This is a genomic window from Sedimentibacter sp. zth1 (genome assembly GCF_017352195.1).
Classification (GTDB): domain Bacteria; phylum Bacillota; class Clostridia; order Tissierellales; family Sedimentibacteraceae; genus UBA1535.
In genome coordinates, this window is record NZ_CP071445.1 from 1,974,103 (window position 1) to 1,991,405 (window position 17,303).

The window sequence follows — 17,303 nt, forward strand, 5'->3', positions numbered from 1 at the left end:
ATTGACGTTATATTTTATTTAATATATAACTTATTAATTACAAAAAAAGGAGGTCATTATGACCCCCTATTCCGACATAGTAATAATTATTATTATTCCTCGTCTTCAGTTCTTTTTTGTTCGTAAGCTTTAAACACTGCTTCTGAAACCATAGATCTTGTTTCAATATTTATTGGATGTGCAATGTCCTTAAACTCACCATCAGGCATCTTTCTACTTGGCATCGCAATAAACGGTCCGTTTTCACCTTCAATAATCTTGATATCATGTACTACGAAACAGTCATCAAAAGTTACGGAAACGATTGCCTTCATTTTGCCTTCAGTATTGATTTTTCTAACTCTAACATCTGTTATTTGCACGTATTTCACCACCTTCCCCCCAAATAATTATGTCTAATCTATTATATAATACTATACTTTCCAAAAAAATGCAAAAACATTTTTCCCTTAATTGGTAAAATATTATTAAATTATTGTAACAATTTTACATTTGGAGAGATTTTTATAGCTTTGTTCTGTTGATCTATACTATCTAAAATAAGTAAAGAAATGTAATTATCAACTAATTTTTCAGTCGGTTCCTTTGTTTCAATTACAACAGCAGTACCAATAACTTCTGCTTTAAACTCTTGCATCATATCATATATGCCCTTTGCAGTACCGCCGCCTTTCATAAAATCATCTACAATCAAAACTTTACTATTTTCACTTAATGACCTTTTTGATAAAGACATAGTTTGAATTGTTTTAGATGAACCTGAAATATAATTTATACTTACGGTTGCCCCTTCAGTAACCTTATTGTTTCTTCTTATAACTGCTACAGGAACATTTAATATTTTACCACACATAATTGCAAGTGGTATTCCCTTAGTTTCAACTGTTACAATATAATCTAATTCTTGATTAATAAATTGAGCAGATATAACATTGGCTATTTTATCAACTATACTTGGATTATTGAACAAATCTGTCATATATATAAATCCACCGGGTATAATTCTGTCAGGTTTAGCAAACATTACGCACAATTCATCAAGAATTGTTTTAGTATCTTCTAATGAGATTGATGGTATAAATACAGCTCCACCAGAAGCCCCTGTTATAGTCTCAATTTTACCATACTGTAATTCCTCTACAAGTTCTTTTACTATAACAATATCCTCACTTATAGTTGATTTAGCAGCATTAAATATTTCTGCAAAATAATTATATGAAAACACATGGTTTGGTCTTTCTGTAAAAATTTTCATAAGAGCACCAACTCTTTGAATTCTTTTATATTTTTTCACAATTTGCTCCTTAACGAATGTTTTTTATAATTATATAACAATTATTCGTGTTTTTCAAGTAGTTTTTATACTTTGCTATTTAGCATAAATCTAAATAACTTAATCCGCTCAAAATTATAAACAACTCAATATCTTTACCTTCACCAATTGAAAAAATTGAATAATAAGTATTCTTTTTTAGTTCTACTAATACAGTACTTGCAACAATTTCTTTTGTTTTCGTGTATTTGATACTAAATTTTTCTTGTGTAGGAATTAGTGCTACATTAGGCATTGATTCACTAAACGAAACGCCTTTGTATATAATAGTATTATCTGAAAGGCATAAATCAAATGCAGTATTTTCAGGTGATAAATTCGTATAGCATACTACTGCCTCATTTATTGGTTCTTTTTCTTCTTTATATTCTTTTATTAGATATAAGTCAAAACCATCTAAGTTGCCTGCCACAGCAGCTGTATATCCTGTATTTCTATATAGCTCAACCGTACCTTCAAGCAATGGATTTTCTTTTTGGTTACTTATATAGACTGATACTTGATAGTTACCTGGGTATGAGAGTACATATTGTGTGATTTGTCCGTATTCAAGCCCACTAGCAACAATTATTCCATCTACATAAATATCAACAGCAGGTGCTCCAACTACTGCATGTAAGAATCTAATGTATACTTTGTTACAAAAACACTCCTGATAATTACAAAGATTATTTAAATAATCATAAATTCTTTCCTCATTACCACTCGATAAACATTTAAAGTTAATCATCTCTTCACCTCTTTTTAATAATCAATATATGAGTATTAAAAATAAGTGTGTAAAATTAATATTAATCTATTTGATCAAGTATAGGCATTCCACCTTGAGCACCAAATTTTGTGACAGATATCGATGATGCTTTGTTAGCAAAATTTATAGCATCTTTAATACTAAAATTGTTTACAATGGCTCTAGCAAAAGCTCCATTAAATGTATCACCAGCTCCTGTTGTATCAATTGCTTTTACTTTATAAGCAGGTATTGTTACAACATTTTCACCGTCAAAATACATTACTCCTTTTTCTCCTAGTGTTATCAACAACTTGTTAGGAAATTGCTTGATTATTTCCACAATATCAACATCCTTATCTAATCCGAGTATTGTTTTACACTCATGCTCATTAGGTGTTAAAAATGTTGATTTAGCAATAGTCTCATTACTTAACTTAATTGCTGGGGCTGGATTTAGAACTGTTTTTATGTTATTTTCATCACATAAATTCAAAGTATATTCTACAACCTCTAACGGAATTTCTAGTTGGAGTAATACTATATCAGCACTAAGTATCACAGCCTTGTATTCATCTATCATTGATTTTGTTATTTTATAATTAGCTCCCGGCACAACAATAATACTATTGTCATTTTCTGCAACAACTATATTCGCAACTCCTGTATGCGAATCAACTCTTTTTATACATGATGTATTAACATTTACCTTTTTAAAGTTTTCTATAGAAAAATCTCCGTTTAAATCATTTCCTACACATCCAATCATTATAACTTGTGCATTAAGTTTACTTGCTGCAACAGCTTGATTAGCACCTTTCCCTCCGGGTATTGTTTTAAAATCATTTCCAAATATTGTTTCACCTGAATTAGGTCTTTTATTAGAGGTGAACACTAAATCGGTATTTATACTTCCTACAACTACTATTTTATTCATATTATTTAATTTCCTCATCTAATTTATATATTGATTCTAACAAATATTGTCTGAATTTTTCTGTGTCAACACCCATTAATACCTTAGGGTATGTTTCATCATACTTTATCCACTCCCTGTTATCACCAACAGTCATACCTCTATTGAAGCTTTCTGATAAGTCAACATTTACTGGCATGTACCTATAATTATAAAGTTCCTCGTGAATTAAGTACATTATTGCACTTGCATCATGTATTGGTGTAAAAGTATGCTCTTTTACATGGTCACCTCGAAAATAAAATTCAAGTATTTGACCACACATATTTGATACTTTTTTATCCGATTTCAATAATTCTTGAACATCATTCATATATAATCCTGTACTATGAGTTACATCTAATCCATTCATAACTATTTTTACACCTGATTTAAATACAATTTGTGCTGCTTCAGGATCTGCCCAAATATTAAATTCACCAGTTGATGTAATATTACCTCCATTTATAGCACCACCCATCAATACTATTTCATCAATATTTTCTTTAACTTCTGGGTATACCTTAAATAAAAGTGCTATATTTGTTAAAGGTCCTATAGGAACAAGTGTGATTTTATCTTTAGAATTTAATATCGTATTTTTTAAAAATTCTACTGCGTTTTCTTTTACTACAGTACTATTAGTTTCTGGTAATGCATAATTACCCATACCTGTTGTTCCATGTACACCTTCTGCAACATGCTTTTCTCTAATAAGCGGCATATCTACACCTTTTGCAACTTTAATATCTCTATTTAAAAATGAAACTAGTTTTAGTGCATTATTTGTAACTTTTTCAATACTTTGGTTTCCCGTAACTGTTGTTATACCGAGTATATTCAACTTATCTTCATTTGCAATTGCAAGTGTTATAGCAACTGCATCATCTATACCGGGATCACAGTCAATTATTATATTTTTTTTCATCATTTTTCCTCCAAGTTACGTAGTATTCTATATTAATATAGCACATAATATAACTAATTTATAGTATATTATGTGCTAATTTACTTTACAATTTATAATTTATTTACCACTTAATCTCTCATGCTTTTTCTTAAGTCTGTAACTGTAAAAGCCTAATCCGACTATTGTAACAAGATAAGGCAACATTTGAACAAGTTCAGATGGTAATGTTGACAACTGCATTGCATTAGCAAGTGCCTGAGCTGTACCGAATATAATAGAAACTAATAATCCACCTATCGGTGTGTTCCCACCCATTGAGCTAGCTGCAAGTGCAATATATCCTCTTCCTGCTGTCATATTTGTAGTAAATTTAGTCATGTATCCGCCTGAAAGGAAAAATCCTCCCGCAGCTGCTAAAACTCCACTTATTATCAAAGCAATAAATTGAACTTTTTGAGAACTAATACCAACTGATTCAGCAGCATCTTTATTTTCTCCAACCGCTCTAATTTTTAATCCAAGTGGTGTTTTATATATAAGGAAATGTAAAATCACAACACTTATCAAAGAAAAATATGTTAATATATTATGGTTTGATAATACCTCTCCTAAAAAAGGTATTTTTCCAAGACCTACAATATTTATTCTTGGTGTTTGGAAGCTTATAATAGATGCAGAGTTACCTCTGTCTCCAGAGAATGCCAACATAAGTAAAACTGTACCTCCTGCCGCTATAAGATTTATAGCTATTGCAGCTATAATCTCGTCTGTTTTTAACTTTAGTACAAAGAAAGCCAATATATATCCAATTAATCCACCTGCTATTAGTGTTAAAAGCAAACCTAGCCATGCACTACCTGTTAATGAGCTAAATATAACTCCAAACAATGCACAAAACAGCATAATGCCTTCCAATGCCATATTGATTATACCTGATTTTGCAGCAATTGTTGCTGCTAGTGTTGCAAACAAAATTGGAGTTGTTAATCTTAAAATTGAAGAAAAGAATTCTGGAGATAAAATCGCATCCAACATATTATTCAGCCTCCTTTATATTCAAATTCTTTTTAGCTTCTTTTTCTATCATTTTATTTTTATATTTACTTAAAAATTGATTTGCTACTATTAAAACAATTATAATGCCTTGTATTATTAAAACAATTTCAGCACTTACGTCTGTCGCTCTAGCCATAATAGATGCACCAGTTCTTAGGTACGCCAAGAAAAAAGCTGATACTGGTACATATAATGGATTTTTTTTAGCTAAAGTTAAAATAATTATGGCATCCCAACCGTATCCAAGTAATCCTGCCCAAGTAAATCTGTCATAAATGGGATTAAGGATTTCAACACCACCGCCTATACCACAAATAAATCCACCTACTAACTGAGAAATCAAAACAACCTTTACAACATTTATCCCCGAGTATTTTGCAAATTTTTCATTTTCTCCAGTTAACCTTATTTCATAACCTATCTTTGTCTTGTACAAGAATAAGTATCCAAGTAACGCAACTAATATTGCTAAAATCAATCCTGTATGAATTCTAGTACCACTAAATATAACACTTAAGCTTGCACTTTTTGGCAATAAATATGAACCTGCTCCTGTTACTGGATCTCTTATAACCTTTAACAGAATAAAATTACAAAAAAACAAAACCAAATAGTTAATCATAAGTGATGAAACCAATTCATCTGCATTTGTTTTTACTTTCATCAATGCAGGTATCAATGTAACTACAGAACCTGCTAACCCAGCTAACAATATACAAACTATTGGGTGTAATCCTAAAGGTAAAGTAACATAAATTGCTATAACTGATGCCACTAATCCACCTATATGAAAAGAACCTTCACCAGCAAGGTTTATTTGATTAGCAGTAAACATTATGCTTACTCCAACACCTGTAAATATAAGAGGTATCATTGCTTCTATAACATTGCCAAAATATCTTGATTTTTGAAGTGGACCAGTTATTAGTTTTAATATAGCTGTGACTGGCTCTTCACTTACCAACAGTATAATCCCAAAAGAAATAGCCAAAGCAATTATAATAGCAACAGCTGTTCTAAACACATTAAATTTTGTTGTATTACTCATAGATTGCTCCCTCCAAATTATCGTCTTTTTTTAGTCCAAGCATATATTTTCCAAGTTCCTCTTCAGTAACATTTTTCACATCTGTAAACATACCTGAAAATTTTCCTTTATACATAACCGCTAATCTATCGCTTAATTCAAATACTTCATTTAAATCTGCGGAAATAAGAATTATAGCACATCCTTCATCTCTAAACTTTACAATTCTATGTCTAATAAACTCTATAGCTCCTACGTCTATACCACGAGTTGGTTGGTTCGCTATTATAATTCTTGGATTTGTAGAAAGTTCTCTTGCAACAACAACTTTCTGTATATTACCTCCAGATAACATTGCTACACTTTGCTTATTTGAACTAGTTTTCACTAAGTATTCTTTGATTAAATCATTTGATTTTTCTTCAATTTTTTTTGATTTAAGCATTACTTTACCTGAAAACTCATCTGATTGATATTGATTTGAAAACATATTATCCGTTATACTCATATTTTTTGCACATCCAAGTGTCATTCTATCTTCAGGTATATGCGCAAGTTTCAAATCTCTAATCTGTTTTATATTTAACTTTTCCACATCATTTCCAAATATTTCTATTTTACCGTTATACAATTTATTCAATCCAGTTAAAACCTCTATCAAGTGTCCCTGTCCATTACCTTCTACACCAGCTATACCTAAAATTTCACCACATTTTATATCAAAAGATAAATTATCTACTCTAACCTTACCAGTAGAGCCTTTTATAGTTAGGTTTCTAACTTTCATAGCTAATTCACCTAATTTAGGTGGATTCTTGTCAAATTTAAGTACAACATCTCTACCTACCATTAATTTTGACATTTCATCAGTTGAAATATCCTTAACAGAATATGTTCCCTTGCTTCTGCCATTTCTCATTATAGTAGCCCTATCACATATAGATTTTATTTCATCTAACTTGTGCGATATAAATATCATCGTATGTCCTAATTCTTTTAATTTTTTTAGCTGAATAAACAATTCATCAGTTTCCTGTGGTGTAAGAACTGCTGTAGGCTCATCAAGTATTAATATTTTTGCTCCTCTGTATAATGCTTTCAATATTTCCACTCTCTGTTTAAACCCAACAGGTAATTCCTCAATTTTTGCTGTTACATCAATGTCAAAGTTGTATTTTTTTGCTATTTCTTCGGATAATTTTATTGCTTTATTCATATCCAAAAATATTCCAGCTTTTTTAGGCTCTACACCTAAAACTATATTCTCAGCAACTGTCAATGAAGGTACTAACATAAAATGTTGATGTACCATTCCAATTCCTTTACTAATTGCATCCTGTGAAGATTTTATTGTTACTTCTTCTCCATTAAGCAAAATACGACCCTGAGTAGGTGCTTCAATACCAAATATGACTTTCATAAGCGTACTTTTACCCGCGCCATTTTCTCCTAGCAAAGCATGTATCTCTCCCTCTTCAAGTTCAAAATTAACATCTTCATTTGCTACAACACCGTTAGGATAGATTTTCATTATGTTTTTCATTTGTAAAACTTTATTCAAACGAGTCACCTCTTTCTTAATTAACAACCAACAGTACCCAATATATTGTTTAATTGGATGTTCTTAGATATTAATTAAAGTTAAGCGAGATTTTACTCTCACTTAACTATTAATTTTTTATTGTAATTGATCAATTATATCTTTTATTTCTTCATCTGTTTTACCAGCTGCAGTTTCAACTACTATTTTACCTGAAATTATATCTTTTTCTAATTGTTCAACGTAATCTCTAATATTTTGTGGAACTACTGTCTCATAGTGTTCACCTTTAACCAATTCAACACCCTGATCAGATAATCCTAAAGTTTCAGCTACACCAAACTCAAGCTTTTCTTCCATATCTAACTTAATTGCTCTTTCAAGTGAATTACCTACATTTTTCAGAGCTGATGAAGGAATGTTAGCTGCCATATCTGGTAATAAAGCTGCTTGGTCCGAATCAACACCAAATGCATATTTATCAGCTTCTACTGCTGCTTCTATTTGTCCTAAGCCAGCTGAACCTGCAACGTTATAACCAACATCAACACCACCACTTTGGTACTGAGTTAATGCTAAGTCTTTTCCAGCAGCTGAATCAAAGAAGTTTCCAACATAAGCTGTTTGAACTTGTACTTCTGGATCTGCATATTTAGCACCTTGTATATATCCTATAAGGAAATCTTTTATAACTGCATTTTCCATTCCACCTAAGAATCCAATAACTTTATCGTTAGCATTTACTTTATCTAATGTAGCATCACTAGTCATTAAAGCTGCTGCAGCTCCAACTAAAAATGATACTTCATTTTGTTTGTAAAGTACATTATAAATATTTTTTGGAACTTCTTCTCCATCTTCAAATTTAGCTTTGAATGCATCAAAATCAAATGTTTCATCGAAGAATATAAATTTTTGTTCTGGATATTTTTTAGCAGCTTTAGCTAAAATTTCAGCCATTTGCCATGTTCCTACGATTATTACATCATATTTTCCATCTTCACAATAATCTTCCATTGTTGGTTGCCATTTTGATTCATCTTGAGATGTTGCACCCATTTGTTCAACTTTAAAACTGAACTTATCTTTGCCTAATTCGTCTTGTAATCTAGTTAATCCTTCGTTAGCTGAATCAAAGAACGATTTATCACCTAAGTTTCCGTTTAATAATAACGCTGCCTTGTAGTTGTCTGCTGCGTCTTTGTTATCTTTTGCATTGTCTCCAGCACCACATGCTGATAAAGAAAACACCATTGCCATTATCAATAATACCGATAATAATTTTTTCATTTTTTAAAGCCTCCTAATTAAATGTTTTCGAATTGTTTATTGTATATAAAGTATCATCAACTAATTCATCAAGTGTTATTCTCTCATAACCTCTCATATATGTTTCAAGAGTATAAAAAGCTTCATGAATTAATTTTTTTGGAATGATACACATTCCCTTTTGTATTCCTATAATTGGCATTATCATACCGGCATTACAATCAACATCTATGCCACACATTGTCACTATTTGCAATGTCTTTTCATAATCATTATCCCCATACATAAGTGCTATTATTTCGCAACATATATTAGGATAAGAATGTATCCAATTATATTTTTTATATTTTTCCTCACAAACACTAAGTGCATCATGCCAATCATCAAATTTTAAGCATTGCTTGTAAGCAAAATCAACAACACTAAAATATTCACTATCTACTGGTATTAAACCAATTGTAGTCTTTAATATTTCTTTAACGTCATCGCAAACATAAGCTAAAGAAACCATAATAGCATTAAATACTTCACCTAGTATTCCGTTATTTGCATGTGAAACCCTTCCATCTTTCCAAGCTAGTTCTGCTGCTAGTTCTGGATTACCAGGAGCAACCATTCCACATATCGCACCTCTCATTTGAGCACCAATCCACTCATTAAAAGGATTGTTATGAGTTCCACTTTGTGGCGGCATAATACCAGCACGAATATTTCTTATTGCAACTTCTTCTGCACTCCATCCACTAGGTATTAAACCTACCCATGCTAGTGCTATATCTTTTGATGTAATATTATATCCTTTTTCTTTAAACGCATCTAAAAAAGCGAGTTCAAATGTTATATCATCATTAAAAGTATTAGGTTCTCTTAGGTATTCTTTAACCTCTCCAAATGCTGCATAAAGATTTTTTGATGTATAACCTTCGACCATTGTCCCCATAGCAGCTCCAATAATTTGTGACAACCATGCAGCCTTTGTTTTATCTCTAAATGTTTCTGTAGTTGTGTCCACATTTACAGCTTTAGAAAAACTAACACTTTTTTTATATTGCTCAAAATCATCATATATTTTGTATTCCCAGTAGTCTGAGTTTTCATCTCTTTTTGCATTTAAAAAATTATTTCTCATTTCTGCCGAAATTTTATGAAGTTTTATAAAATCATTGGCTTGATGAGCTTTTAGACCTTCATCTAAAAGTTCGTAAGAATTTGTTAAGTCATATCCCCTATTTTCTAATGCTTGTATTGAAGCTACCATGATTTTTTCTGGAGCTCCTGAACCAGGTACGTTGCTTCCCCAGTCCAATGAAATATTATCATCATAAAACTTAGATACTTTTTTTATCGCTTTCCATGTTTGATCTTCTTCGTCAAGTATTCTAGGTTGTGCATTTGAAAATATATTGTAAGCAATCTCCCAAGCCTTCATATTATGCCAACCCCAATGCTACTTTCATCATATTTGTAAATCCTTTTTCTCTCTCTTCTGGAGTCGTTTCAGTTTGATTTACAATTGAATCTGAAACTGTTAATATAGTTAATGCATTTACGCCAGCTCTTGCTGCATTGCAGTATAAAGCATAACTCTCCATTTCAGCTGCTAAAACTCCCATTTTAGCCCACTTTTTCCACGAGTCTGGTTGATCTCCATAGAATACATCTGAAGTTAATATATTACCTACAACTGTATTAATATTATTCTCATCAGCAATATTTTTTGCTTTTGAAAGCAATTCATAAGAAGCTGTCGCTGAATAAGTTCCAGGCAAATCGTATTGTTGAGCAAAATTGCTATCTGTACTTGCTCCAATTCCTAATACAATGTCATAAAGATTTAAGTTTGGAGCAAAGGCTCCACATGAACCTATTCTAATTAAATTTTTCACTCCATAAAAATGTATTAATTCGTATGAATAGATTCCTATAGAAGGGCAACCCATTCCAGTTCCCATTACAGACACTCTTTTACCATTATATGTACCTGTATATCCATACATATTTCTTACATTATTAAATTGTGTTACATCTTCTAAAAAATTTTCAGCTATAAACTTAGCTCTTAGAGGATCACCAGGTAATAATACAGTTTCAGCAATGTCACCATTTTTTGCACTATTGTGAGCAGTTGTCATTTGTTTTCTCCTTATATACGTGATTTTTTTATCTATTTGTTTATCAAATATAAATTATATTTGTATTATTACATTTTGTCAATATAAAATACATAGTATAATTAAAATTTTTATTAATTTTTCAATACATTTATTATGTAAATAATACACTTTTACTAAATATTAAAGTATCCTATATTTGCACCAACTTTTTTAAGTTTTTCCACAATATTAGAATATCCTCTTTTTATGTGATATACATCTGATATTATAGTTTCACCTTCTGATACCAATCCAGCCAAAATTAGAGATGCACCCGCCCTTAAATCAGTTGCCTTAACATGTGCTCCACTAAGAGTTATAGGACCATCTATTATTGCACTATTAGCCTCAATTTTTATTTTAGCACCTAATCGTCTAAGTTCATTAACATGCATAAATCTATTTTCAAAAATAGTTTCATTTATTATACTTACCCCTTCAGACATAGACAATAACGTCATAAATTGCGCTTGCATGTCTGTAGGAAATCCAGGATAAGGTAAAGTTTTTATATCACACGCTTTTAATTGTCCTTTTGATGTTACTGTTATGCTATTTCCTTTTTCCGTAATGTCAGCCCCTACTTCTTTAAGTTTCGCTATTACAGATTGTACATGATTTACATTTAAATTTTCAATACTTAACTTTCCACCAGTAACAAGTGCTGCTATCATATATGTTCCAGCTTCAATTCTATCTGGTATAACAGTGTACTCTGTCGCATGAAGCTTCTTAACTCCTGTTATAATTATTGTTCCAGTTCCGGCTCCTTCTATTTTACCACCCATAGAGTTTATAAAATTAGCTAAATCAACTATTTCCGGTTCTTCTGCAGAATTTTCAAGTATAGTAATTCCGTCAGCTAAACAAGCCGCCATCATTATGTTTTCCGTTGCCCCTACGCTAGGAAAATCTAAATATATCGTATTTCCTTTTAATTCTTCTGTACTAGCTTCTATAAATCCATTATTTGATTTAATGTTTACATTTAAACTTGAGAATCCTTTTAAATGTAAATCAATAGGTCTAGACCCTATTGCACACCCACCTGGCATTGATATCATAGCATTTTTAGTTCTAGATAATAAAGAACCCATTACCAAAAATGAAGCTCTCATTTTTGTGATTAAATCATATGGTGCTGTACAACTAACTATTTTCTTCGTTTGTATTTTTACTGAATTTTCATCTATTTTTTCAATTTTAGCGCCAAAATTTTCTAGCAACTCATACATTACAAAAACATCTTCTAGCTGTGGTATTTCATGTATTATGCATTCATCTTCTGTTAAAAGTGTAGCCGCTAATATTGGTAGTATGGCATTTTTAGCTCCACTAACTCTAATACTCCCATGTAATGGCCCACTTTTCTTAATTTTTATTGTTTCCAAGATTATCTCCAATCTAAATCATCTTCATTAACTATATTTATTAAAACATAGAGCATTTAATAGTTTATCAAACTTCTTAATAATTTACAATTGATAATTTTTGTAATTTTAGCTAAAAAAAAAACACATATTACAACAATATAATATGTGTTTTTAGGTTTCAAAAAGGAAAAGCTAAAATTCTAAGATTAAAGAATGTTAATCTATAATGTAGCTATAAAGCTAAAAAGTTTACCTTAGGATGCGTCTAGGATAAACTCTTAAAGACAAAAGTTTATAAAGGGGGACGTTATATAAAAGTTTGTTCGCTTTTCCTCATAAAAATATTATTTGCGTTTTTTAAAATATTATACAAATTATTTTATGGAATTATTATATTTAGTCCTTTATTATCAGATGTTACATAAATAGGCATTTTACCAGCTAATTCTCCATCCGAATCAACAACTAAACTATCATCCTCAGATTCAATTATAATGTTTTTAGCTTGAAAATAGTGTACCTTATTATGTTTTATATGTTGTCCGTTAAATAATTTTGTAAATATTTGTATTAATTCTGCATGGGTTGCTTTTTCAAAAATTACTAAATCCAACAATCCATCATCTACTTTTGCATCAGGACACAAATATTTGAATCCTCCTGCTCCAAGCGTATTATTTATAATAAACAAGTGGCTATTCATTTCAAAAACTTTTTCATCTACTGTATATTTTATTTTATATGTTTTGTTTAATTGCTCAGGTAACTCGAAGAGTGCATGAAAATAATATGCATATCTTCCAAATAGTGTTTTCTCCTCTATTGTGACTGTATGAGGTATGTTAGTAAAACTTCCACCACAAACAACATTTACAAAATATTCATCATTTATTTTACCTATATCCACTTTTTTAGACTTTGCATTTTTAACCATAGCAGCAAATTTGTCATAAGTTCTAGGTATTTTTAATTGTTCAGCAAAATCATTAACAGTTCCTGAAGCCATAATCGCTAGCTTAGTTTTGTTTTCGCTTTGCATTATACCATTGACTACCTCATGTACAGTTCCATCTCCACCGCAAGAAATTATCATATCGTAACCTTCATTACATGCTTCTTTTGCTTTTGTCATTGCATCATTTTTGCATTTGGTAGCATAAAAAGTAAACTCAATATCTTCGCTTTCCATGATGACTCTAGACATTTGAAAGGCCTTTATGGCTGCCTCTTCTTTACCAGAAGTTGGATTATAAATAACCTTATATCTTTTCACAACTACACCTCAATTAATAAATCAATATATATTTTTAGTACCAAACCAATAATTTTTAATACTATCTTTTTTCATTATTATTTGCACTAGTTAACTCTTTCCAAATGTTATTAACATATTCTACACACTCAAAATATTTTTGTGTGATAATATTCATAGGAATATTAAGTTGCTCAGCGCATTCATTCATAACTTTCCATTCAGCCTTTTCATAAGCCAAAACTAGTTTATATAAAGTACCACATTTACCTTCATAGCTTAATAATGCACTTTTAATTAATTCAGATACATTAACTTCATCCAATGCATTTTCTAATGATACCTCCATCAGTATACCCAAAGTTGAAAACATACCAATTAAATATGCTTCAGATTTCGATATCTCTATACCATTTGCGAAGTTACATAACTCTGAGCAAAAATTTGCTCTTAAAAATGATATCCTAATAAGTTCACTAGGCATTGTTCCATCGTCTTGTTTAAAGCTCAATAAATAAATCCATTGCTTTAACTGTCCTACTCCTAAAACTATAAGTGCTTGCTTAACAGATTTAGCTTGATGCCTTAATGCAAAGTATGCTGAATTTACAAGTTTAAGCAATGAATATGTAAGTGTTACATCCCTTGATATAATTTCTTCAATTTCCTCTACATTAGGCTCTTCTTTTGTTATCGCAACCATTAACTGAAAAAAGTTACTTTGCATATGATTCATCTTATGTAATGCTGTAGGTAGTTTTTCAGCAACATATGAACCTTGCATATATGTACACCCGATTTTTTTAGCATAATTATACGCTTCATCATTGTTAACATTATAAGCTATAACTTTTTTATTGAAATTTTTTCCAATGTTAACAATGTTGGCTAAAGAATCGTTAACCTTTGAAAAATCAATTTTTATTATATCAACTACATCCAGTATTGAAAAATACCTTAATGCAAATTCAAAACCATTAATAGCAACACTGTACCCTTTTTTCCTATATTCATACACTACTTTTTGCGCAGCAGGATGAATAATTGTGTCATCATCAATTTGAATAACTAGTTTTTGAGGTGAAAATATTCTAGGAATGTTCTTTAATAACAAATTTGGTGTAAATGTAAGAAAAGCCATTTTACCATCTAAAAATTTATTACTATCAAACTCAACTAAAAAATTTTCAATAGCATTTGCAGCCGCAACATCTGATCTTTTTTCTTCGATGTTTTCACTCTCTTCACGATACAATATTTCATATCCTAATACTTCTTGATTCTCATCCAGTATTGGCTGACGCACAATATAAGTTCGCATTGGAAAACCTCTTTTCTTTTATATATAATATCACGTTTTTTAAAAATTTTATTATAAATAATTATATATCAAATATATTTAAGTGTCAATTTTTTAAACAATTTAATGAATTTGAATTTATTACGCTTGACATATGTTGTAGCTTTTTAGTATAATATTGTAAACTTATATATAATGTTTGGTTTACAAAGGAGAAACTATGAAATTATCAACTAAAAAAATCGTAATCTGTTCATTTTTTGCTGCATTAACTGCTGTACTAGCACAAATTTCTATTCCACTACCTTTCACACCTGTACCTATTAATATGGGACCTATGTCCGTTTTAATGTGTGGTATCATCTTAGGTAAAAACTATGGCGCATTAAGCCAAATAGTCTATGTATTACTAGGTTTAATCGGAATACCCGTATTTTCTGGTTTTACAGGTGGAGTAGGAAAAATTTTAGGTCCAACAGGTGGTTACATTATAGGTTATATTTTTACAGCATATGTTGTTGGATTGATAGCTACTAAAAAAACAAATAAAAAATTGTTTTATCCATTAGCTATGACTATAGGAATCATTGTGTGTTATATTTTGGGAACAGCTTGGTTTATGTACACTACTAAAAATCCCTTGATTGCTTCATTAACAATGTGCGTATTTCCTTTCCTAATTGGTGATGCACTAAAAATATTTGTTGGAACAATTTTATGCTTGAAAATAAAAAAAATAAAAGGAATTTAGATAATCTAAATTCCTTTTATTTTTGCTATTAATGCTGCTATCTCTGCCCTAGTTATATTATCCTTTGGTCTAAAAGAGCCATCAGGATAGCCTTGTAATATAGAAGTAGAAACACAAAATTCTATATATTTACTCGACCACATATCACTTGTTACATCGTTAAACTTACTCTGATACGCTGTTTCATTTCCTTTTAAAACTCTATATATAGTAGCGGCTACCTCTTCTCTTGTTATATATTTTTTTGGATAAAAATAATTCCTATTACCCTGCATTATTCCATATGAGTACAATGTATTTATATAATTATATGACCATCTATTTTCTTTTACATCCTTATATATACCGTTCACTATGATATCGCTATATCCTTGAATTCTATATATAACTGTTGCAAATTCTTCTCTTGTCATATAGTTATCTGGCTTAAAGCTATATATATCACTACCATTCAAATATCCACTTACTGTAACTTTTTTAATATATTCTTCTGCCCAAGAACCATTTGTATCATTATAATATCTTGCATTTAGCCAATTTTTATAATTGTTCCATATACTAGTATCTTCCTGTGACAATGCCCAGCTCGCACTACCTTTAAGATTGTATTTTTCAACTAATATCAACTTTTCTTTCAATGATTTATCATTTTCATAATACATTAAGTAACTACCTGCGGTAAATTTTTTCCCGCTTACATTATATGTTGCCTGTATTTTATTAACATTAAACTTTAAGTATGGTGTTCTATTGTATTCATCATAATATTTTTTTGCGTGAAAAGCATTTGCTACATTTTTAACTGAAGCATTGATTATTGCTGAGCCACCTACTTTTTCATCAATATTCCAATACCTTCCGTAAAATGGAACGCCTAATATAACTTTGTCTGGTGTACTATATTTTAATATTGTTTTTATGCTGTTCTCAACAAAATGATATCCTGCAACTGGTCCTGGTTTTGAACCATAGTAGCTTTGGTCATATGTCATTACAATAAAAGTGTCTACATATTTGTCTAATTCTTTATAGTCATATGAACCTACCCATCCAATTTTCGAATCACTTGGATTAGCTGCTATTGCAACTGACAATGTTTTCCCAGATGACAATGACTCTCTTAAATGTTTAGTAAATCTAACAAAATTATCTTTATCCTCAACAATTAGATTTTCAATGTCAATATTAACACCATCCAAGTTATAATCACTAACTATTTTTACTAACTCTTTAATGTATACCTCATAATTTAGCAAAGCTTTTCTAGCAAGCTCTCTGTCCCAATGATTGCTAATATAAGGAATAACCTTAATACCTTTTTTATGCATATCGTCAACAAATTGTTTATCTATTACATAGGTCAAATCAACAGTTCCGGTACTTGATATATTAAACAAATTTGGCAATATTACATTTACAGAATCTTTTGTTTTTTCTATATAAGTTTTATAATCGTTCATTGTTCCCTTATACAGATATGTCATATTTACTCTCTCTTCTGCACTGACAAAACTAACATTCGTTATTAATAAAGCAAATACAAATAAATAAAAATAAATTTTATATTTTTTTATCATATTTCCTCCCCATTATGTATTTTCCTATACATAACTTTATGATAAAATTTATCTATATTCAACACACGCTTTATGGT

General features: G+C 30.4%; 16 protein-coding genes. 1 reads left to right on the forward strand and 15 read right to left on the reverse strand.

The genetic code is table 11. The annotated features are described in order from the left end of the window. Positions 1-92 precede the first annotated feature (92 nt). The 14 genes from spoVG to JYG23_RS09645 form a co-directional block, all read right to left on the reverse strand. Positions 93-362: a septation regulator SpoVG gene (spoVG, locus tag JYG23_RS09580; protein ID WP_207237996.1), complete on the reverse strand. Its 270-nt coding sequence runs from the start codon at positions 360-362 to the stop codon at positions 93-95. Between the two features lie 110 nt (positions 363-472). Beyond that, positions 473-1,294, reverse strand: coding sequence for a pur operon repressor (gene purR / locus JYG23_RS09585; protein ID WP_207235457.1), 822 nt, complete (start codon positions 1,292-1,294; stop codon positions 473-475). Between the two features lie 79 nt (positions 1,295-1,373). Then, a complete protein-coding gene (locus JYG23_RS09590; RefSeq protein ID WP_207235458.1) occupies positions 1,374-2,063 on the reverse strand; it encodes a DUF4397 domain-containing protein in 690 nt (229 codons plus the stop codon). A 61-nt stretch (positions 2,064-2,124) separates the two neighbouring features. Then, positions 2,125-3,000: a ribokinase gene (gene rbsK, locus JYG23_RS09595; protein WP_207235459.1), complete on the reverse strand. Its 876-nt coding sequence runs from the start codon at positions 2,998-3,000 to the stop codon at positions 2,125-2,127. A 1-nt stretch (position 3,001) separates the two neighbouring features. Next, positions 3,002-3,946, reverse strand: a complete 945-nt coding sequence (locus JYG23_RS09600; protein WP_207235460.1) for a nucleoside hydrolase — start codon at positions 3,944-3,946, stop codon at positions 3,002-3,004. A 99-nt stretch (positions 3,947-4,045) separates the two neighbouring features. After that, entirely contained in the window at positions 4,046-4,963 is a 918-nt protein-coding gene (locus tag JYG23_RS09605; RefSeq protein ID WP_207235461.1) for an ABC transporter permease, read from the reverse strand. A gap of 1 nt (position 4,964) precedes the next feature. Then, on the reverse strand, positions 4,965-6,032 hold the full coding sequence (locus JYG23_RS09610) for an ABC transporter permease (protein WP_207235462.1): 1,068 nt from the start codon (positions 6,030-6,032) through the stop codon (positions 4,965-4,967). Beyond that, a complete protein-coding gene (locus JYG23_RS09615; RefSeq protein WP_371818642.1) occupies positions 6,025-7,581 on the reverse strand; it encodes an ABC transporter ATP-binding protein in 1,557 nt (518 codons plus the stop codon). The genes JYG23_RS09610 and JYG23_RS09615 overlap by 8 nt, the downstream gene beginning before the upstream one ends. Positions 7,582-7,689: 108 nt before the next feature. Beyond that, positions 7,690-8,841 carry a BMP family ABC transporter substrate-binding protein gene (locus tag JYG23_RS09620; RefSeq protein WP_207235463.1) on the reverse strand — a complete coding sequence of 384 codons (1,152 nt, stop codon included), beginning with the start codon at positions 8,839-8,841 and terminating at the stop codon, positions 7,690-7,692. Positions 8,842-8,854: 13 nt separating this feature from the next. Next, the gene (locus tag JYG23_RS09625; protein WP_207235464.1) at positions 8,855-10,249 is read right to left on the reverse strand and encodes an ADP-ribosylglycohydrolase family protein; all 1,395 of its coding nucleotides are present in this window, start codon (positions 10,247-10,249) and stop codon (positions 8,855-8,857) included. Between the two features lies 1 nt (position 10,250). Further along, complete coding sequence (gene deoD, locus JYG23_RS09630) at positions 10,251-10,952, reverse strand: purine-nucleoside phosphorylase (RefSeq protein WP_207235465.1); 702 nt, start codon at positions 10,950-10,952, stop codon at positions 10,251-10,253. A gap of 155 nt (positions 10,953-11,107) precedes the next feature. Next, positions 11,108-12,364: a UDP-N-acetylglucosamine 1-carboxyvinyltransferase gene (murA, locus tag JYG23_RS09635; RefSeq protein WP_207235466.1), complete on the reverse strand. Its 1,257-nt coding sequence runs from the start codon at positions 12,362-12,364 to the stop codon at positions 11,108-11,110. 361 nt (positions 12,365-12,725) lie between these two features. Continuing rightward, entirely contained in the window at positions 12,726-13,619 is an 894-nt protein-coding gene (locus tag JYG23_RS09640; protein ID WP_207235467.1) for a diacylglycerol kinase family protein, read from the reverse strand. Between the two features lie 61 nt (positions 13,620-13,680). After that, complete coding sequence (locus JYG23_RS09645; protein ID WP_207235468.1) at positions 13,681-14,919, reverse strand: EAL and HDOD domain-containing protein; 1,239 nt, start codon at positions 14,917-14,919, stop codon at positions 13,681-13,683. Between the two features lie 199 nt (positions 14,920-15,118). On the opposite strand from JYG23_RS09645, the gene JYG23_RS09650 reads away from it, so the two are divergent. Further along, positions 15,119-15,649, forward strand: a complete 531-nt coding sequence (locus JYG23_RS09650) for a biotin transporter BioY (protein ID WP_207235469.1) — start codon at positions 15,119-15,121, stop codon at positions 15,647-15,649. A 5-nt stretch (positions 15,650-15,654) separates the two neighbouring features. Here JYG23_RS09650 and JYG23_RS09655 read toward each other — a convergent pair whose 3' ends face one another. Continuing rightward, entirely contained in the window at positions 15,655-17,226 is a 1,572-nt protein-coding gene (locus JYG23_RS09655; RefSeq protein WP_207235470.1) for an S-layer homology domain-containing protein, read from the reverse strand. Between the last annotated feature and the right edge of the window lie 77 nt (positions 17,227-17,303).